At 71.7% G+C, this 19,199-nt stretch carries 13 protein-coding genes and 1 pseudogene; 8 read left to right on the top strand and 6 right to left on the bottom strand.

Translation table 11 applies throughout. The features are described from left to right. Positions 1-5 precede the first annotated feature (5 nt). From FDF13_RS15440 to ilvA, 3 genes are all read right to left on the bottom strand, one after another. Entirely contained in the window at positions 6-698 is a 693-nt protein-coding gene (locus FDF13_RS15440) for a proteasome activator (RefSeq protein ID WP_137318218.1), read from the bottom strand. Continuing rightward, the gene (locus tag FDF13_RS01940; protein ID WP_137318217.1) at positions 695-1,708 is read right to left on the bottom strand and encodes an NAD(P)H-quinone oxidoreductase; all 1,014 of its coding nucleotides are present in this window, start codon (positions 1,706-1,708) and stop codon (positions 695-697) included. Before FDF13_RS01940 ends, FDF13_RS15440 begins: the two co-directional genes overlap by 4 nt. 192 nt (positions 1,709-1,900) lie before the next feature. Further along, positions 1,901-3,187 carry a threonine ammonia-lyase IlvA gene (ilvA, locus tag FDF13_RS01935; protein WP_254668861.1) on the bottom strand — a complete coding sequence of 429 codons (1,287 nt, stop codon included), beginning with the start codon at positions 3,185-3,187 and terminating at the stop codon, positions 1,901-1,903. Between the two features lie 250 nt (positions 3,188-3,437). Between ilvA and FDF13_RS01930 the strand changes: the two genes are divergently transcribed. From FDF13_RS01930 to glgB, 4 genes and pseudogenes are all read left to right on the top strand, one after another. Next, on the top strand, positions 3,438-4,631 hold the full coding sequence (locus tag FDF13_RS01930; RefSeq protein WP_137318216.1) for a universal stress protein: 1,194 nt from the start codon (positions 3,438-3,440) through the stop codon (positions 4,629-4,631). A gap of 188 nt (positions 4,632-4,819) precedes the next feature. Next, positions 4,820-6,934, top strand: coding sequence for an alpha-1,4-glucan--maltose-1-phosphate maltosyltransferase (locus FDF13_RS01925; protein WP_137318215.1), 2,115 nt, complete (start codon positions 4,820-4,822; stop codon positions 6,932-6,934). 249 nt (positions 6,935-7,183) lie between these two features. After that, positions 7,184-9,619, top strand: coding sequence for a hypothetical protein (locus tag FDF13_RS14615; protein ID WP_175406809.1), 2,436 nt, complete (start codon positions 7,184-7,186; stop codon positions 9,617-9,619). Positions 9,620-9,688: 69 nt separating this feature from the next. After that, positions 9,689-11,836: pseudogene (gene glgB / locus FDF13_RS01915) on the top strand (1,4-alpha-glucan branching protein GlgB); the annotation flags it as partial. Positions 11,837-11,975: 139 nt separating this feature from the next. Here glgB and FDF13_RS01910 read toward each other — a convergent pair. Together FDF13_RS01910 and FDF13_RS01905 are read right to left on the bottom strand one after the other, a co-directional pair. After that, positions 11,976-12,782 carry a VOC family protein gene (locus tag FDF13_RS01910; RefSeq protein WP_175406808.1) on the bottom strand — a complete coding sequence of 269 codons (807 nt, stop codon included), beginning with the start codon at positions 12,780-12,782 and terminating at the stop codon, positions 11,976-11,978. A 281-nt stretch (positions 12,783-13,063) separates the two neighbouring features. Then, complete coding sequence (locus tag FDF13_RS01905; protein ID WP_137318212.1) at positions 13,064-13,657, bottom strand: hypothetical protein; 594 nt, start codon at positions 13,655-13,657, stop codon at positions 13,064-13,066. Between the two features lie 270 nt (positions 13,658-13,927). On the opposite strand from FDF13_RS01905, the gene FDF13_RS01900 reads away from it, so the two are divergent. After that, positions 13,928-14,494 (top strand): hypothetical protein, encoded by a 567-nt coding sequence (locus FDF13_RS01900; protein ID WP_137318211.1) that lies wholly within the window; start codon positions 13,928-13,930, stop codon positions 14,492-14,494. Between the two features lie 214 nt (positions 14,495-14,708). Here the strand turns inward: FDF13_RS01900 and FDF13_RS01895 are convergent, their stop codons facing one another. After that, a complete protein-coding gene (locus tag FDF13_RS01895) occupies positions 14,709-16,559 on the bottom strand; it encodes a gamma-glutamyltransferase (protein ID WP_175406807.1) in 1,851 nt (616 codons plus the stop codon). Between the two features lie 217 nt (positions 16,560-16,776). Between FDF13_RS01895 and FDF13_RS01890 the strand changes: the two genes are divergently transcribed. The 3 genes from FDF13_RS01890 to FDF13_RS01880 all read left to right on the top strand — a co-directional run bounded on the left by FDF13_RS01890 (position 16,777) and on the right by FDF13_RS01880 (position 18,936). Continuing rightward, on the top strand, positions 16,777-17,523 hold the full coding sequence (locus tag FDF13_RS01890) for a helix-turn-helix transcriptional regulator (protein ID WP_137318209.1): 747 nt from the start codon (positions 16,777-16,779) through the stop codon (positions 17,521-17,523). Between the two features lie 124 nt (positions 17,524-17,647). Further along, the gene (locus FDF13_RS01885; protein ID WP_137318208.1) at positions 17,648-18,460 is read left to right on the top strand and encodes a VOC family protein; all 813 of its coding nucleotides are present in this window, start codon (positions 17,648-17,650) and stop codon (positions 18,458-18,460) included. Beyond that, positions 18,460-18,936: a VOC family protein gene (locus FDF13_RS01880; protein ID WP_137318207.1), complete on the top strand. Its 477-nt coding sequence runs from the start codon at positions 18,460-18,462 to the stop codon at positions 18,934-18,936. The genes FDF13_RS01885 and FDF13_RS01880 overlap by 1 nt, the downstream gene beginning before the upstream one ends. Positions 18,937-19,199 lie beyond the last annotated feature (263 nt).

The raw sequence follows: 19,199 nt of genomic DNA, 5'->3' as shown, positions 1-19,199 counted from the left end.
GCGGCTCAGAGGTAGTTGCCGGTCCCGGAGTGGCCGTCGTCCTTGGGGTTCCCGGAGGACCGACCCTCGCCGTCCTGGGGAACGACGACCATGCCCGGGGGCAGCGCGCCCTGGGCGTTGCCCCCGCGCTGCTGGGCGAGCGCCTGCTGCGCCATGATCGCAGTCTGAATGCCGTGGAACAGGCCCTCGAGCCAGCCCACGAGCTGCGCCTGCGCGATCCGGAGCTCGCCCGCCGTCGGCGCGGATTCGCCGTCGAAGGGCAGGTTGAGGCGCTTGAGCTCGTCGGCGAGCTCGGAGGACATGCCCTCGGACAACTCGTCGATCGTGCGCCGGTAGATCTCGGCCAGGCGCGCCCGCCCGGCCTCGTCGAGCTCCATGTTCCGCACCTCTTCGAGGAGCTGCTTGGCCATGGTGCCGATGCGCATGACCTTGCCCGGCTCGGAGACCGCGACCTCGCCGCTGTCGTCGTCCTCGCCGTCGGAATCGGCGTTCCCGGAACCGGCGTCCCCGGATTCGGAGGAGCCGGTGTCACCGGCGTCGCTGGGGGTGTGCGCGCCGGACGGCTGGTCGGTCTCGGTCGGGTCGGCGGCCGGAGCCGGCAGCCGGTCCTCGGCCGCGGGCCGGGGCGCCTCTGCGGGGGTGGTGAAGGGCGCCTCGGGCGCGTTCTGCCGGGGCTGCCCGGTCGTCTCGTCCGTCATCGCACACCTTCCACATCGAGGAGGACCTTGCCGATGCTGTCGCCGTTCTCCAGCAGCTGCTGGGCCTCGCCCGCGTCGGCGAGCGGGAGCACCGAATGGATGATCGGCTTGATCGTGCCGTCGGCCACGAGCGGCCACACGTCGCGGCGCACCTGCTCGACGATCGCGGCCTTCTGGCGGCCGGGACGGGCGCGCAGCGTGGTGCCCATGACGGACTTGCGGGCGCGCATGAGTGCGTTGAGGTTGATCTCGGCCTTGACCCCGCCCTGCAGGCCGATGATCATCAGCCGGCCGTCGTCGGACAGCGCCTTGATGTTGCGCTCGAGGTACTTCGCGCCGATGAGATCGAGGATGACGTCCGCGCCCGGCTTCGCGCCGGCCGCCTCCTGATCCGCTGCGGTGATCTCGCGGATGCGCTCGACGAAGTCCTCCTCGCGGTAGTTGATGACCGCGTCCGCACCGAGCTCGGTGCAGAAGTCCGCCTTGCGCTGGGAGCCGACGGTGACCGCGACCTTGGCCCCGAGCGCCTTGGCGAGCTGGATCGCCGCGGTGCCGATCCCGGAGCCGCCGCCGTGGGCGAGCAGCCACTCGCCGGGCAGGAGCCGGGCGGCGGCGAAGACATTGGAATGGACGGTGCAGAGGACCTCGGGCAGGGCTGCGGCCTCCTGCAGGGTGAGGTTCTCCGGCACGGGGAGCAGCTGCCCGGCCGGCACATCGACGATCTCCGCATAACCGCCGCCGGTGAGGAGGGCCGCCACGTGCTGGCCGACCTCCCAACCGGTGACCTCGGCGCCGAGCTCGATGATCGTGCCGGACACCTCGAGCCCGGGGATCCGGGTCGCGCCCTCCGGCGGGTCGTAATGGCCCTGCCGCTGGAGGATGTCGGCGCGGTTGACGCCGGCGGTGTGGACCTTGACGAGGACGGAGCCGGGTGCGAGGTCCGGGACCGGGGCCTCGTCGAGGACCAGGGCCTCGGGCCCGCCGGGATTCGGGATCGTGATTGCGAACATGTCCTCAGCCTAGCGACAGGTGGGGACGCGGCGCAGGGTCGGCTGTCCGGGAACTGCCCCGGAACCGTCCGGGGGCGGCCGCGAATCGTCCGGGAACGGGTGGCCGGGCCGGATCCGGGAACGGGCATGCTGGGCGTGAGTGTGCGAAGAATCGCGGAATCGCTCTCAGAAACCTTCGGGAATCGAGCGGTGTCAGACGAACATGCGGAAGAGCGGGGAGTCCTGGGGGACCTTCTCGATCTGCAACGGCGAGGCGTCCATCCGCTCGAGCAGGCCGGCCAGATCGTCCGGACGCCCCAGGGTGATGCCGACGAACGCCGGGCCGGTCTCCCGGTCGGAGCGCTTGACGTAGTCGAACAGCGCGATGTCGTCGTCGGGTCCGAGCACCTCGTCGAGGAAGCGGCGCAGCGCGCCGGGCTCCTGCGGGAAGTTCACGATGAAGTAGTGCTTGAGGCCCTCGTGGACGAGGGACCGCTCGAGGACCTCCGAATACCGTGAGATGTCGTTGTTCCCGCCGCTCACCAGGCACACGACGGTCGACCCCGGGTGCACGGTGATCGGAGCGGCCGAACCGGGTGCACCGAGCGCAGCCGAGGCGAGCGCCCCGGCGGGCTCGGCGATGATGCCGTCGACCTGGTAGAGGTCGAGCATCTCCGAGGCGGTCCGGCCCTCGGGCACCGGCTCGATCGGCAGGCCGAGCTCCTGGATCATCCGGAAGGTGATCTCGCCGGCGCGGCGCACCGCGGCACCGTCGGCGAACGAGTCGATGTCCTCGAGGGTGACCGGCCGGCCCGCGGCGAGCGCGGCGATCATCGAGGCCGCACCCTCCGGCTCGGCGCCGATGACCGTCGTGTCGGGCATGTGCTCCGCGGCGTAGGCAGCGATCCCTGCGAGCACCCCGCCGCCGCCCACCGGCACGATGATCGCGTCGGGCTCAGCGGGCAGCTGGGCATGGATCTCGGCTGCGATCGTGCCCTGCCCGGCGATCGTGCGCGGATCGTCGAACGCGGACACGAGCAGCGCCCCGGTGCGGGCGGCGCACACTTTGGCGAGGTCGGAGGCGTCGTCGTAGGTCGAGCCGTCGATGACGACCTCGACGTCCTCCCCGCCGAAGTGCCGGATCCGGTCGATCTTCTGACGCGGGGTGGTCTTGGGCACGAAGATCACACCGGCGATGTCGAGCTCGTTGCAGGCCCGCGCGAAGCCCTGCGCGTGATTGCCGGCCGAGGCGCACACGACGCCGCGGGCGCGTTCGGCGGCGGTGAGCTGGAGCATGAAGTTGAAGGCCCCGCGGATCTTGTACGAGCGGACCGCCTGGAGGTCCTCACGCTTGAGGTAGACCGTGGCCCCGGTCACTTCCGACAGGCGCTCCGAGACATGGAGGGGGGAGGTGATCACGGAGTCCGCGATGCGCGCGGCGGCGGCCTCCACCTCGGTCGCGGTGACGAGCTCGCTGGTCGTCGCTTCGTTGATGAGCACCCCACCATTGTGGCCCTCGCACCCGGTCAGTACCAACCTTCGGACAATGTGCGCTCGCACTGTGGGATTAGCGGGGGGTGCCGGCAGGGTGCGGGCGAGGCGCGCTCGGGAGCGGACGATCAGCCGCCGAGGGGCGCCGTCCACGGTGTGAGAACGCGGTGACGGTGACGTGGACCACTCGACGGGGCTGCGGATCCGGCACGTACCCTTGTCGGGAGGCACCGATGGCGATGCCGCGAGGAGGAGCATCATGGCACCGGACACCTCCGGCCGGGAACCAGCGGCCGGCACCCCTGACCCTGTTGCGCGGGCTGCGGCCCTCGTCGGCGTGGACGGCTCCCTCAACGCCTCGCGCGCCTTCGACATCGCACTCGGGATCGCGTCGAGCCGCGACCTCGACATCGAGCTCGTCGGCGCCTTCACCTACCCGTTCTCCTACGTCGATCCCACCGACCCCGCCGTCGCCGACGAGCGCGCGGAGTTCCGGCGGGCCGTCGAGGCCCGGATCCGTGAGGCGACGGACCCGCTCGTCGCCCGCGCGGCGGACGCCGGCGTCGGGACCCGGCTCGAGATCCGCGAGGGGGATGCGGCCGGCGTCCTCATGCGGGCGAGCGAGGACGCGGTGTTCGGCGTCGTCGGCAAGCGCGGCCGGACCCCGTTCGGCGGGCGGTTCATGGGCAGCGTGTCCTCCTCCTTCGTGTCCCATGCGCGCTGTCCGGTCCTCGTCGTGCCCGAGGCCTGGACCGGCGAGCCGGCTCAGGCGGCCGATGCCCCCGAGGTCGAGGGAGTCGCCGGCGAGCCGGTGCCCGCGATCACCGCCGAGCTCCGCGCCCGCTCACCCGAGGCCGAGGTGCCCGCGCCTGCCCCTGCCGAAGATCCCGGTGCCTCTGGCACACCGGACACTGCCGAACCCTCCGCCGCCGGCGGGCGTTCCGGCGCTCCGGAAGCCTCCGTTGCCCCGGCCGCGGGGACCTCGCCGGTCCCGCCCGACCTCGACTTCGCCGGTGCGATCGTGCTCGCCGTCGACCCCGGCGACACGCGCAGCGACCTCGTACAGCGGGCCGCGGACTGGGCGGAGGAGGCCGGCCGCAGGCTCGCCCTCGTCTCCGCCCTCGCACTCGGCGTCGAATCGAGCACCTGGGTGCCCACCCGCAGCCAGCGGCCCCTGCTCGAAGCACCCCGGGTGCGCGGTGCCGCGGTCGGCCGCCTCAAGGAGATCGCCACCGCGGTCGCGGACTCCCACCCCGGCCTGCCGGTCGAATGGCGGTTCTACGACGGGCTGCCCGCCGAGGTCATCGGCGAGGCGACCCGGACCGCCTCGCTCGTCGTCATCGGCAGCCGGGGTCGCGGCGGGTTCGCCGGGCTGCTGCTCGGCTCCGTCAGCCGCGCCGTCCTCGCCCGCGCGGTGTGCCCCGTCCTCGTCGTGCCGGCACCGCGGGGCTGACGGCACCGGGTCGGCAGGCGCCGAGGCGGGACGGCGCCGGATCGAGCCGCGCCGGGTCGGGACGGTGCCGGGACGGGACGGCGCCGAGTCGAGCCGCGCCGGGCTCGCCGTCACCGGCCCACGGACCGACCCCACCACCGGCCCGGAGGCATTCACACCGCATTCATCGCGCCGCTAGGGTGATGACCATGAGCCGTCCTAACGTGTCGCACGTGAGCACCCATTTCTCCCGCATCCCGATCCTCGACCCGCAGCCGCTCGTCGAGGGCGGCGTGTTCCCCGCGAAGGCGATCGTCGGCGAGACCGTGCCCGTCGCCGCCACGGTGTTCCGCGAGGGTCACGACATCATCGGCGTCAACGCCGTGCTCAGCGACGACACCGGGCGCGAGGTGCACCGCTCACTGCTCTTCAACACGATCGAGGACGTCGACCGCTACTCCGGCTTCGTCGTGCCGCGGGCCACCGGCCTCCATCACATCGTCATCGAGGGCTGGGGCGACGACTTCGCCACCTGGAAGCACCGCGCCGAGATCAAGATCTCCGCCGGCACCGACGTCGAGCTCATGCTCGCCGAAGGGGTCGAGCTCCTCGACGCTTACCGGAAGGCGCCGGGCCGGGTGGCCCGCGACCGCGACATCCTCAAGGAGGCGCTCGGGCACCTCGAGTCCTCCCACGGCGAACCGCTCGAACGCCTGCAGCGCGCGCTCAGCCCCGCGCTCCTCGAGCTCATGACGCGCCGGCCGATCCGTTCGCTCATCTCCCGCTCCGCGCCGCTGCCGCTCCTGGTCTCCCGCCCGCTGGCCGGCAATGCCGCCTGGTACGAGTTCTTCCCCCGGTCCGAGGGGGCGCACTACGATCCGGAGTCGAAGACCTGGACCTCGGGCACTCTCCGCACCGCCGCGGAGAGCCTGCAGCGCGTCGCGGACATGGGATTCGACGTCATCTACCTGCCGCCCATCCACCCGATCGGCGAGGTCAACCGCAAGGGCCCGAACAACACGCTGACGGCTGGTCCGGAGGACCCGGGCTCGCCCTGGGCGGTCGGGTCGAAGGCCGGCGGCCACGACGCGATCCACCCCGAGCTCGGCACCGTCGCGGACTTCGAGCACTTCGTGACCCGCGCCCACGAGCTCGGCCTCGAGGTGGCGCTCGACCTCGCGCTCCAGGCCGCCCCGGACCACCCCTGGGCCACGGAGCACCCCGAGTACTTCACTACCCAGCTCGACGGCAGCATCGCCTATGCGGAGAACCCGCCCAAGAAGTACCAGGACATCTACCCCCTCAATTTCGACAACGACTACAAGGGCCTGCGCAAGGAGATCCTGCGGATCGTGCGGCTGTGGATCTCCCGCGGCGTCACCATCTTCCGCGTCGACAACCCCCACACCAAGCCGCTGCGCTTCTGGGAGTGGCTCATCCGCAAGGTCAACGCCGACCACCCCCACGTCGTGTTCCTCGCCGAGGCGTTCACCCGTCCGGCGATGATGCAGTCGCTCGCCAAGGCCGGCTTCCAGCAGTCGTACTCGTACTTCACCTGGCGCAATACCAAGGAGGAGATCGAGGACTACCTCACCGAGCTGCGCGACGACACCGGTGCGTTCCTGCGCCCGAACTTCTTCGTCAACACTCCGGACATCCTCACCGAGTACCTGCAGTACGGCGGGCCGGCGGCCTTCCGGATCCGTGCGGCGCTCGCGGCCACCTCGTCCCCGCTGTGGGGCATGTACGCCGGCTTCGAGCTCTACGAGCACGTCGCCCGGCCCGGGGCGGAGGAGTACATCGACAACGAGAAGTACGAGTTCAAGGACCGCGACTTCGCCGGGGCGCTCGCCGAGGGCCGGTCGCTCGCGCCCTACGTTACCCGGCTCAATGCGATCCGGCGCGCCCACCCGGCGCTCGGGGAGCTGCGCAACATCACCTTCCACACCTCGGACGACGATGCGGTGCTCGTGTTCTCCAAGCGCACCGGCGAGGACGTCCTCATCGTCGTCCTCAACGTCGACCCGCATGCCACCCGGGAGACCATGGTCCACCTCGATCTCGACGCGCTGCGGCCGTTCTCCCTCTTCACCGAGGCACCCCCCGGCCACACGACGATCGCCCCCGACGACGTCGAGCACCCCGAGGGCAAGGTCGAGTACCACCCGCCGGTGCCGCTGCCGGCCTCCCGCACGGCCACGGAGTTCGAGGCCCACGACCTCATCACCGAGCAGACATGGACGTGGGGCGCGGACAACTACGTCCGCCTCGACCCGCGCGACGAGCCCGCCCACATCCTCGAGGTGCGCTGGCCTCAGGACTGAGCGCCGGCCGCCGGTCGGTGCCCGCCCCCAGGGAAGGGAGCCGGCCGAGGGGCCCGGATCCGGCTGCAGGGATGGGTGCCGGCCGCGGGGCGCCGAACCGGCTGCACGACCGAGCGTGGGCCGCAGGGGGGCTCGCTCCCGTGATCGGACCGGGCGGGCGAATCCGTAGGTCGCGGGGCGCGTTCGTCCGCGTGCGCCGTCGCCTTCGCTAGAGTGGGGGCAGGCATTTCAACGGCAAGGGGGACATCGGTGGCCATCAGCAGTGATCTGGAGCAGCTGCTCTCCTCGTGGTTGCCGCGCCAGGGGTGGTTCCCCAAGCTCGAGACCGAGCTCGGGGCCGACCCGGACATCACCCCGATGTCCGTCACCCAGCTCTTCGAGTTCGACACCGACGCGGTCGCGGGTGCGAACCACGACGCCCCCGGGACCGTATCGCCGGACGCGGATCCGGCAGGCGGCTCCGCGGCCGAGGCGCCCCTCGCCGAACGATCGAGCGCCGACCGCACCGACCCCGGACGCGCCGACTCCCCGCGCACCGGTGCCGGGCGTGCGGGCACCGAGACCGAGCACTACCGCATCATCGACAACCGCACGCCGCAGCCGGAACCGGCGGCGCAGCTCCCGGCCGCCGGCGCTTCGCCCACCCCCGGTCCGCTGCGGGCGTTCGGCACCGTGCAGGGCCACCAGGCGATCATCTCCGTGGGTGACGGCCGCACCCTGCGCCGCCTCAACATCCCCCTGTCGTTCCGCACGCAGGAGGACTACGCGCTCCGTCCGCATCTCATCGGCACCGTCGACGACATCACGCTCGGCCGCTGCTACGTCTACGACGGCACCGCCGACCCCGTGTTCGTCCTCGCCTACGCTCAGGCCATGGCGACCGGTCACCGGTTCCAGGGCGGTCAGGTGCAGGCCGATCGCGTCGGCGAGCACGAGCACCCCTTCACCCGGCTCGGCGATCTCGAGTCGCTCCTGGCCCACTCCGAGGTCATCCGGCTCGGGCTCATCGACAGCCGCACGAACGAGTCGAGCGTCGTCATCGACGACCCGGCCGAACCCTGCGTGCTCACCTTCTTCCGCGTCATCCGCCCTGGTCTGAGCTCCGCGGTGCGGATCCCGGTCGCACTCACCGAAGCCGAATCCGGGGCCGTGCCCGAGGTCATCGGCTGGTCGGCCGGCCGCTGGTTCGACGCCGCCGACCTCGACACCCAGAGCGCCCCCCTGGCGATCCTCAGCCGCACCGAGCGCGAATCGCAGCCCGCCTGGCGCGAGGCCGTCGAGATCGCCTGCACCGTGGACTCCGGCTCGCTCGGCTCCTACAACAAGCGGGCGATGGCGCTCGGCGCCCGGGTGGGCGAACTCCACCTCGACCTCGCCGCGGAGTTCGGCGTTGTGCGCAGCACCGGCGAACCCACCGCGGACTGGGTGAAGAAGTGGCAGGAGCGGGTGGACTGGGCGCTCGCCCGGGCTCCGCTCGCCCTCGGATCTCTCGGCACCCGCCTGCGCGCCCACCGGGATGCGCTCGGTGAGCTCACGACGCTGGGCGGACTGCAGCGGATCCACGGGGAGATCACCCTCAACCAGGTGGTGACGAGCCCCGCTGCCGGCTTCCGGGTGGTGAACTTCTCCGAGGACACGCAGGAGTTCCCCAAGCCCCCGGCGATCGACCTCGTCGCCCTGCTCCGCAGCATCGACTACGCCGCCGGCTACGCCCGGCTCCGCCGCACCGGCGCCCTCGAGCTCGACGCGCAGCCCGTGGTGCTCGGATTCTCCGGCCTCGAGGAATCGGGCGAGTCCATGCAGGAGGTCGTCGACTCCCCGGAGTACCTGTGGTCCTCGCAGGCGCAGAACTCGCTCCTCACCGGCTACTCGCACGCGGTCAACGCCTCCGTCGGCCTCCACGACCCGGTGCTGCGCGCGGTGCTCGTCGACCGCCTCCTCGTCGAGGTCGTCACCGAGCTCCGCAACCGCCCCACCTGGCTCATCGTCCCGCTCGCGACGCTCACCCTGCTGCTCGGCGGCCGGCTCGAGCACGACGTGCCCACCGCGGACGAGGAGGGCGCCGCCCGCGCCTGGGCCGCCCCGGCCGCCGCCGCGGAGGTCAGCGCCGAGCAGTTCTCGCAGGCCTCGGTGGACCAGGTTCCCGTCATCCCGCCCGAAGAGGACCGCACCCGGGGGGAGACTCCCACGCAGGCGGAGGCCTCGCAGGGGATCTCCGCGAATGCGGCCCCTGTAAAGGCGGCCGTCGCAGGCGAGGTGGCTCCCACGAAGGAACCCGGTGGGGAGCCGGCGTCAGCTGAGCCGGGTCCCGGACCGGTCGAGAACGTCGACCCGGAGCCTGCCTCGGACGCGGATCCCGTGCCTGCCGGGGGTCCGGAGCCGGCCCCGGCCTCGGACACGGCCCCTGCCTCGGACGCGGCCCCTGCCTCGGACACGGCCCCTGCCTCGGACACGGCGACTCCGGAGCCGGCTCCCGCCTCGGCTCCGGCACCCGCACCCGCGGACCCTGTGCCGGGAGCCTTCGTCGGCATGACGGCGGACCCCGACGACCCGGACGACGAGTTCGACCTGGAGGTCGCGGAGCCGCCCGCACCTTCGCGCCCCGACACCGACCCGACGGCGGACGCCGCACCCCCGATGCCGGCGCGGCCGCCGGCCCCGCCGCGCTTCGGATTCGACCGCTGACGCGGACCACCCCAGACGCGGATCCGCGCACAGGAGGATGACGGAACCTTGAGCGAACTCACCCCCGAGCTGCTCGACACGATCGCGGCGGGAGCGCACTACGACCCGCACGGCGAGCTCGGCGCCCACCGCCTCGACGCGGAGCACGTCGTCGTGCGCACCGTCGCCCACATGGCCGACTCCGTCGCCGTGGTCGTCGACGGCGAGCACATCCCTGCCGAACACGTGCGCAGCGGCGTCTGGGAGGCCCGCCTGGCCCGTGCGGACGTCCCCGACTACCGCCTCGCGATCGACTGGGGCTCCGGCCCCGTCGTGACCGACGACCCCTACCGCTTCCTCCCGACCGTCGGAGAGCTCGACCTCCACCTCGTCGCCGAGGGCCGCCACGAGAAGCTGTGGACGGTGCTCGGCGCGCACCGCCGGACCTTCGACGGCCTCGGCGGCCCTGCGATCTCCGGCACGAGCTTCGCCGTGTGGGCACCGAACGCCCGCGCGGTCCAGGTGATCGGGAGCTTCAACGGCTGGGACGGCCGTGCTCATGCGATGCGCTCGCTCGGTGCCACCGGCGTGTGGGAGATCTTCGTCCCCGGCCTCGGCACCGGCGAGATCTACAAGTTCCGGATCCTCACCCGCGGCGGCCGCTGGGTGGAGAAGGCCGACCCGCTCGCCCGGGCCGCCGAGGTGCCGCCGGGCACCGCCTCGGTGATCGCCGACTCGGAGTACACCTTCCGCGACGCCGGCTGGATCGCCGCGCGCGACGCCTCGGTCCCGGCCGACCGCCCGATGGCCACCTATGAGGTCCACCTCGGCTCCTGGCGCCTGGGCCTGGGCTACCGGGAGCTCGCCCGCGAGCTCGTCGACTACGTGTCTGAGCTCGGCTTCACCCACGTCGAATTCATGCCCGTCGCCGAACACCCCTTCGGCGGCTCCTGGGGGTACCAGGTCACCTCGTACTACGCCCCGACCTCCCGGTTCGGCTCCCCGGACGAGTTCCGTCACCTCGTCGATGCGCTCCACGAGGCCGGGATCGGCGTCGTCCTCGACTGGGTGCCCGCCCACTTCCCCAAGGACGAGTTCGCGCTCGCCCGGTTCGACGGCGAGCCGCTCTACGAGCACCCGGACCCGCGGCGCGGCGAACACCCCGACTGGGGCACGCTGATCTTCGACTACGGCCGGCCCGAGGTGCGGAACTTCCTCGTCGCGAACGCGCTGTACTGGATCGAGGAGTTCCACATCGACGGGCTGCGCGTCGACGCGGTCGCCTCGATGCTCTACCTCGACTACTCGCGTGAGGACGGCCAGTGGCTGCCCAACGAGCACGGCGGGCGGGAGAACCTCGACGCGATCGCGCTGCTCCAGGAGGTCACCGCGACGGTCGGCAAGAAGCACCCCGGGGTCGCGATCATCGCCGAGGAGTCGACCGCGTTCCCCGGTGTCACCGCACCGACGTCCGGCGGCGGACTGGGCTTCGACCTCAAGTGGAACATGGGGTGGATGCACGATTCGCTCGGCTACATCGGACGCGACCCGATGTACCGCAGCTGGCACCACAACGACATCACCTTCTCGCTCGTCTACGCCTTCAGCGAGCAGTACGTGCTCCCCATCTCCCACGACGAGGTGGTCCACGGCAAGGGCTCGCTGCTCGCCCGGTTCCCCGGGGACCGCTGGCAGCAGCTCGCCGGGGTGCGCTCCTTCTTCGCGTACCAGTGGGCGCACCCGGGCAAGAAGCTCGTGTTCATGGGCTCGGAGTTCGGCCAGGAGGCCGAGTGGTCCGAGCAGCACGGCCTCGACTGGTGGCTGGCCGACATCCCCGGCCACCGCGGGGTGCAGCGGCTCGTGGCCGACCTCAATCAGCTGTACCAGGACACCCCGGCGCTGTGGGAGCAGGACGGGGTGCAGGCCGGGTTCCAGTGGCTCAACGGGGCCGACTCCGGGAACTCCGTGCTGTCCTTCGTCCGCTGGTCGACCTCCGGGGAGTCGCTCGTGTGCGTGGTGAACTTCTCCGGGCGGACGCTGAGCGACTACCGCATCCCGCTGCCGTTCGGCGGGGTGTGGACCGAGCGCCTCAATACCGACGCCGAGGCCTACGGCGGCTCCGACGTGGGCAACATGGGGTGGATCGACGGCGAGCCCGGGGGATTCAACGGCTTCGACGCCTCCGCCGAGGTCACCGTGCCCGCCCTCGGCGCCCTGTACTTCACCCCCGGGCGCTGAGCCCGGGGCGGCCGCACGGGGCGGGTCTGGTGCACGGGGCGCTCACGGACGCCGCTCCACACCGCGAACTGCGCGGTATCCGGAACCAGGCGCGCAATTGCGCGGCCGCATTCGGATACCGCGCAGTTCGCGTTCGATGTCACTGCCCGCCGATGGCGAAGATCGTCGCGCCGCGCGGGTCCGCAAAGGCGGAGATGAAGCCGTAGGGCGAGGGGTCGGCGTCCATCATCGCGAACGCGCCGAGGTCGACCGCGCGGCGCAGCGTGTCACCGGCGGAGTCGACGAGGTAGCACGTGTTCCAGGTGCTCGGCTGCTCGGGTGGGTACACCTGGGACACGTCCATCATCCCGAACAGGTAGTCGCCCTCGGGTCCCTTCGCGCTCGCATAGGTGTCGGGGAATCCCTCGGGCTGCTCGAACTCGACGCCGAGCCAGCGGCTGTAGAAGGCCCGGGCCGCGTCGAAGTCCTTGGTGTGCAGGTCGAACCAGGCAGGGCAGCCGGGCTGGGCGGCCGCCCCGAACCCGCGATGCGTGCCGGGCTGCCACAGCCCGATGACCGCGCCGGCGGGGTCGTGGAGCAGCGCCATCGTGCCCTGCTCACCGACGTCGGTCGGCTCAATGATCGCGGTGGCGCCCAGGTGGAGTGCCTCGTCGAAACTCTGCTCGACGTCGTCGAAGTGGAGATAGAGGTGCCAGACGGAGCGCTGGGACCCGGCGTCGTGGTGCGCCGGAGCGTCGGAGGGCGAGGTGTCGTCCATCGCAGCGCCGAGGCCGGCGACGGCGACCGGTCCGGAGTCGGTGCGCGCGGATGCGATGCGGTAGTCGCCGTGTTCCGGTCCCTGGGATTCGATGTCCCAGCCGAAGACCTCGCGGTAGAACGTCACCGAGGCGTCGACCTCGGGTGTGCTGAGCCCGGCCCAGCAGGGCTGTCCGTTGATGAAATCCATGGCGATCCTCATGCTCGGGAACGGTGCGTGCTTCCAGTGTGCCCCCGAAAGCGCCGGCCAGGGTGGTGCCGAAGCGAAAGTTCACCTTGCGCCGCAGGTGGGCGGGGTGAGCCGGGTCGTTCAGCCGACCCGGGCGGAGCCGTCGGCGCGGGCGGTGGCGCGGGCGTGGTCCTGTCATCGAACTGCGCGGTATCCGAAGGGCGCCGCGCAATTGCGCGCTCGGTTTCGGATACCGCGCAGTCGGGTGTCGCCGAGCCGCCGGCGCCCCGAACCTACAGCACTCACAGGAGGCCCATGCGCATGAGCGCGCGGCGGAACCGGTGGACGTCGATGACGTCGGCCCACGTGAGTCGCACGACCGTGTACCCGCATTCGCGGATGCGCTGTTCGCGCTCCTTCTCGTCGAGCAGGACGTCGCGCCGCGTGAGGTTGGGATCCGCGGCGGACGCGTACTTGCCCAGCCCGTCGACCTCGATGACCAGTCGTCTGCTCTGAAGCAGGAAGTCCACCTGCGCGACGCGGAACCCGTGCCGATCCTCGATCCACACCTGCTGCTGGACTCCCTCGACGCCGAGGTGGTGGAACCCCACAGTGGCCAAGCTCTCCGCCGGTGATTCGGCGAGCCCGGTCGCCCACTCGAATGCAGTGAGGAGTCGACGACGCCCGGGACCGTGGCCGGTCGATTCGATGATCTCAGCGAGCGTCTCCCTGCGGGCTGCGATCGCCTCGGGCTCCGGCGGGAACTCGCCCCTGCGCCGGTCCGCAGCACCGACGCGTTCGCCGCGGGCGAGGAAGGCGTCGAGCGCGACGACACCGGTCTGGATGCCGCTGTCGCGAGCCAGGTCGACCACGGTGCGCGCTCGTGTGGTGATCATCCGATCGGCACCGGCCGTCGCTGCGGATCCTGATTCGGTCGAAGGCGCCTGCGGCGAGAGCGATCGTATCGATGCACCCGTGGACCGGATGGCCGCCGTCGCCGGGCCGGGCCCGTGAATGGCCGCCGCAGAGCCGGTCGCCACGACCCTCACTGTTGAGCGATCCGGGGCAGGCGTCCCGGTGGTTCCCGGGTTATCGGGGGCTGGTACTGGCGGCGCCGGCAGGGCGGGCGCCTCGGCGGCTGTCTGATCGTCGAGAACGGGTGATCGGTGAGCGAGGACCTCGATGATGGACATCGTGTGCGCAGCGTCCACGATGCGCCGGCGTCGGTGGATCGATCTCGCGCTGCGGCTGCGCCGGGGGTTCACCAGCTCGATGCGGTTCGGCTCCGGGCCGATGTACGGAATCCCGAGAAGCAGACCAGCGGAGCGGTGGCTCACCGCGTCATCCTGACACAGCGATTCGTGGGCGAGTACCCAGCCGAGGTGGCGCTGTCGGAGGTAACGCCGCCAGCGCGGGTCGCTGCTGCGGGGTGTGCCCACCGCGGATCCGCGCGGGCGCAGGCCTTCCGGGTCGTCGACGAAGTACCCGAACGGGCGATGCCCAGGGACACCGCACTGCGCGATGACTTCGAAGACTCCGTGCGACAGGCGGTCGATGCAGCAGGACAGCGCGGTTCGGATGCGATGTTCAGCCGAGGGGTGATGGGCGATGTCGCGATACGTGAAGACGTTGTACATGCGCCGATGGTGCGTGCGGTCGAATGCGACGGGAAGTGCGGCGACGGCGATGTGGATACGGGTGCTCGTTCCACAGGCGAGGAGTCGCAGCCGTGAGCAGGGATTCCACACGTGCACCGCACATCGGTGGGGTCGAGCACGAGCCGACTGCGCGGTATCCGGTGATCACCGCGCAATTGCGTGTTCGGTTTCGGATACCGCGCAGTTGGGCGGAGCGACCCGCCCACCGGCGCGGGAAAGGTCAGGCGCGGGAAAGGTCAGGCGCGGGAAAGGTCAGGCACGGGCAAGTACGGGTTCGCCGGCCGGCCGCTCAGCCCACCCAGGCGGAGCCGTCGGCGCGGAGGTCCGAGGCGGCCTCGGGCGTCTCCCCGCGCAGGTCGATGACATTCGCGTGGCCCATCCAGTCGGTGCGCGGGGCGGTCCACCGCACCGGCTCCGGGCTCGAGCGCTCGAGCTCCGCGACGGCCTCGGCGGGGACGTCCTCCTCCGCATGGACGGACTGCGGGGTGTCGTCCTGATGGCGCACACCGGTCACCCAGCGGGGCAGCGCGACGGCCTCGGCCGCGGTGCCGCCGCGCACGAGGTGCGTGAACAGGCGGGCATGGATCTGCGCCTGGGCCTTGCCGCCCATCGTCGCCTGCACGAGGGCCGGGCGGCCGGTCGGGTCGGTGACGATGACCGGCATGAGCGTGTGCGCGGGCCGCGTCCGGCCCCGGACCAGCTGCGGTGAGTCCGGGTCGAGGGAGAACATCGAGCCCCGGTTCTGGAACACGATCCCGGTGTGCGGGTCGAGGCAGCGCGAGCCGAACGCGGAGTACAGGCTCTGGATGAGGGAGATGCTCACCTCCCCGTCGCTCGCCGCGATCCCCACGGTGTCCCCGTCGGCCGGCGGGGTGGCGACGGGTCGTACGGTGTCGGCCGGGGAGGCGCCGCCGATGGGAAAGGCGGAGCCGGCGGCAGAGGCGTTGCCGGTGGGGGAGGCGCCGGGGTCACCGCTGCCGAGGCGCCCCGAGCGGTCGAGGAGGAGCGCCGGATCGGTGTCCTCGGCGAGGACGGAGTCGCGCAGCGCATCCGAGGCGGCGAAGGACTCGGTCCAGATGCGGGCGAGCGCGGCGTCGGTCAGAGCGCCGTCGTCGATACCGTCGGCACCGCTGGACCCGCCGTCACCACCGGACTCGCCGACACCACCGGACTCGCCGGTACCACCGGACTCGCCGACACCACTGGCCCCGACACTGTCGGACCCAGCGGCACCGCCGACACCGTCGGCCCCCGCAGCGCCACGGGGCTCGGCGGCCTCGCCGAGCTCATCGAGGTACCGCAGGAGTGCGAACCCCTGGCACGGCGCGCCACCGGTGTTCACCGTGAGCCCGGCGAACTCTGTGCTCAGCGGTTCACCGATGTGCACCGTGTAGTCGGCGAGGTCCTCCGCCGCGAAGTCCGGCCGTACCTGCTGGAGGTAGGCAAGCACGTCCGCGGCGACCGCGCCGGCGTAGAAGTCGTCCGGGCCGGCCTCGGCGAGACGGGTGAGAGTGCGGGCGAGCGCCGGGTTGGACGCCTGCTCGGCCTCCGCCCAGTCGGGTCCGAACATCGCCTCGACGAAGGCGAGTCCCTCCGGACCCGAGGCGGCCGTCCGGTCGATCGCCCCGCGCAGCGACTCGCTGATCGGGTAGCCGTCGCGGGCGCAGGCGATGGCCGGTTCGAGCAGGCGCGCCCAGGGGAGCCTGCCGTAGGTGTCGTGCAGGTGCTTCCACCCGCGCAGCGTGCCGGGGACGGTGATGGATTCCGGGCCGAAGGCGGGCACCCGCCCACTCGTGCCCCATGCCGCGGGGTCGACGGCGCGCGGGGCGTACCCGAACCCGTCGACGAGCTCGAGCGTGGTCTGCGATCCGGCGCCCGGGGCGGGTGCCGCTGACGTGGGCGGGTCCCCGTCCGCACCCGCATCCGCGGCGGCGGTGCGCGCGACGAGTGCGATGAGGTCCCCGCCGATCGCCGTGTTGTGCGGGTAGACGACGGTGAGCACCGCATCGGCGGCGATCGCCGCGTCCACGGCGGAGCCGCCGTCGGCGAACGCCTGCCGACCGGCCTCGGTGGCGAGTGTGTGCGGGGTGGCGATGGCGCGTACGGCCCCGACGGTGGGGGCGGCAGTCTGAGCAGTCATGATGCTGTCCACCCTAGCCGCGGCCGAGGCCTCCGTCACCGGTTCCGCGCCCGGCCGGAGCCTCGCGCGGCGCGCACTGCCGGCGCTCCACATCTCCACGACCCCTCCACGCATCCCTGCGCCCGGTTCGTGCGGAGCACCGCACACCGTGCCCCCGACCCCACCGGTGGCGCAGAGCGCCCTGCCACACCTGCGGCGGAGGTCGTACAGTGGTGGCATGAGTCACACCACGGCTCTCTCCGCCATCGCGTTCATGCGCCGTCTCCACGCGGACCGGATCACCGTCGACGACGTCGCCGACCACGTCGGCTACAGCCCGGCCCACTTCTCCCGTGCGTTCGCACAGGTCACCTCCCTGAGCCCCGGGCAGTACCTCGCCGCGGTCCGCTTCGATGCCGCCAAGCGCCTGCTGCTGGCCGAGGACTTCGCCGTGTCCGAGGTGTGCGCCGCCGTCGGCTTCGACTCGCTGCCGACCTTCACCCGCCGCTTCTCCCGCGCCGTCGGCACCACCCCGGCCGCGCTGCGCCGACTCGCCGAGAGCGTCGGCGAGCAGCCGCCTCGGCCGTTCGAGCAGACCCGCGGGCGCCACGCCCCGGTGCGGGTGCGGATCCGCTACCCGGACGACGGATGGGGCGGCGCAGACACCTGGTTGGGCTGGTATCCGCAGCCGGCCCCCATCGGCCTGCCCGCCGCCGGTGTGCTCCTGCGCGACCGCGAACTCGTCGACCTGCCCCTGTGCCCCGGGAACCCGTGGCTGCTCGCCTTCGTCGTGCCGCCCGCTGCACAGGTGAGCGACCACTTCGCGCTCGGTCGTCCCGTCGTCGCGGTCCACCGCACCCCGCTCACCCGACCGCTGCCGGCCGGAGCCGAGGTGACGCTCGACCTCGGCCCGGCGCCGGGCACCTCGGCGCCCCTGCTGTCGGCCCTGCCCGTGCTGTGGGCGCAGGAGCGCAGGAACGGATAATCATGCCCGCCCGCGCGGGCCTACCGTGGGGATCACCGACAGGCCCGGAGTCACCCGATTCCGGACACGGACACAACGGACCGCCGATCGCAGCGACCGGCGCGATGGAGAGAAGGGCACGACCATGGCACGTCCGACCGGAGAGCCCACCTGGCTCGAGTACAGCGCGAACGGGATCGCAGGTCCCATGGACTTCTACCGGCAGATCTTCGGCTGGGAGTTCGAGGACCTGGGCCCGGAGATGAATCACTACCGCATGGCCGTCGCAGAGGGCAGCCGCCAGGCCGGGTTCATGGACACCACCGGGATGACCTGCCCGGACGGCGAGGAGCTCACCCCCACATGGGACGTCTACCTCTCCGTGGACAGCGTGGACGAGCGCCTCGAGAAGGCCCGCGCGAACGGTGCCCGGGTGGTCGTCGAGCCCGCCCGGATGGAGGGCGTGGGGACCTTCGCCGGGATCTGCGATCCCACCGGGGCGTTCGTGGGCCTGTGGGAAGACGGCGGGTTCGAGGGATACGTGTTCTCCGGCAAGCCGGGCACCCCGGTGTGGTTCGAACTCATGAGCATGGACTTCGACGCCTCGGCGGCGTTCTACTCCGCGGTCTTCGACTTCGACATCACGCTCATGGACAGCGATGAGGACGACCCGCAGCCCGACCTCCGGTACGCGACGAACGCACCCGGGGAGAAGGCGAGCGCCGGGATGTGCGAGGCGAAGGAATGGTTCCCCGCCGGCACGAAATCGTTCTGGCGGCCGTACTTCGGGGTCGCCGACGCCGATGCGACCGTCGCCGCGATCGAGAAGGCCGGCGGGAAGCTGCTCGACGGGCCGATCGACTCCCCGTTCGGCCGGGTCGCGACCGTCGCGGACCCGAAAGGCGCGAGCTTCCAGATCAACCAGCCGCTCCCCGGCGGCCCGGGAGCGGGATCCTGATGGCCGTCGTCGACACGATCACCCCGTTCCTCTGGTTCGCGGACTGCGCCGAGGAGGCGATGGAGTACTACGTCTCCGTGTTCCCCGACTCCTCGATCGACGAGATCATGCGCTACTCCGCCGACCTCGAAGTCATGGGGGAGCAGTTCCAGGGTATGGCCGGGAAGGTCAACGCTGCGTGGTTCACGCTGGCCGGCCGGAGGTTCGGCTGCCTGGACGGCGGGCCGTACTTCACCATCACCGAGGCGGTGTCGTTCGCGATCGCGTGTGCCGACCAGGCGGAGATCGACCACTACTGGGAGAAGCTCTCCCACGTCCCGGAATCGGAGCAGTGCGGCTGGTGCAAGGACCGGTTCGGAGTGTCATGGCAGGTGGTGCCGGCGCGGATGAGCGAGCTCGTCCGGACGCCGGCGCAGATGCAGGCGATGCTCGGGATGAAGAAGATCGTCATCGCCGACCTCGAGGCTGCGGGCTGAGTCGTCTGGCCGGCTGACCCGTTCGAGTGAACCGTCCGTCCGGATGACTCGCATCATCCAACTGCGCGGTATCGTGCCCCGAGCGCGCAATTGCGCGCCGGGTTCCGGATACTGCGCAGTTGGATGAAGCGGCGGATCGCCGCTTGCGCAGCGCCTCGCCGGTTCAGCGCGCCGCCGGTTCAGTGCGCCGCAGGGTCGGCGCGTCGTGCTGGACATGTGCCGCCGGGGCAGCGCCGCGGGGTCAGCTCGGCGTGGTGAGCACG

Source organism: Brevibacterium sp. CS2, assembly GCF_005280295.1.
Classification (GTDB): domain Bacteria; phylum Actinomycetota; class Actinomycetes; order Actinomycetales; family Brevibacteriaceae; genus Brevibacterium; species Brevibacterium pityocampae.
This window is presented reverse-complemented; position numbering and strand designations above follow the sequence as displayed.

Bases quoted from the DNA above. Each gene is read 5' to 3' on its own strand.
- FDF13_RS15440 (WP_137318218.1), bottom strand. From the start codon at position 698: ATGACGGACGAGACGACCGGGCAGCCCCGGCAGAACGCGCCCGAGGCG.
- FDF13_RS01940 (WP_137318217.1), bottom strand. From the start codon at position 1,708: ATGTTCGCAATCACGATCCCGAATCCCGGCGGGCCCGAGGCCCTGGTC.
- FDF13_RS01930 (WP_137318216.1), top strand. From the start codon at position 3,438: ATGGCACCGGACACCTCCGGCCGGGAACCAGCGGCCGGCACCCCTGAC.
- FDF13_RS01925 (WP_137318215.1), top strand. From the start codon at position 4,820: ATGAGCCGTCCTAACGTGTCGCACGTGAGCACCCATTTCTCCCGCATC.
- FDF13_RS01910 (WP_175406808.1), bottom strand. From the start codon at position 12,782: ATGGATTTCATCAACGGACAGCCCTGCTGGGCCGGGCTCAGCACACCC.
- FDF13_RS01905 (WP_137318212.1), bottom strand. From the start codon at position 13,657: ATGATCACCACACGAGCGCGCACCGTGGTCGACCTGGCTCGCGACAGC.
- FDF13_RS01895 (WP_175406807.1), bottom strand. From the start codon at position 16,559: ATGACTGCTCAGACTGCCGCCCCCACCGTCGGGGCCGTACGCGCCATC.
- FDF13_RS01890 (WP_137318209.1), top strand. From the start codon at position 16,777: ATGAGTCACACCACGGCTCTCTCCGCCATCGCGTTCATGCGCCGTCTC.
- FDF13_RS01885 (WP_137318208.1), top strand. From the start codon at position 17,648: ATGGCACGTCCGACCGGAGAGCCCACCTGGCTCGAGTACAGCGCGAAC.
- FDF13_RS01880 (WP_137318207.1), top strand. From the start codon at position 18,460: ATGGCCGTCGTCGACACGATCACCCCGTTCCTCTGGTTCGCGGACTGC.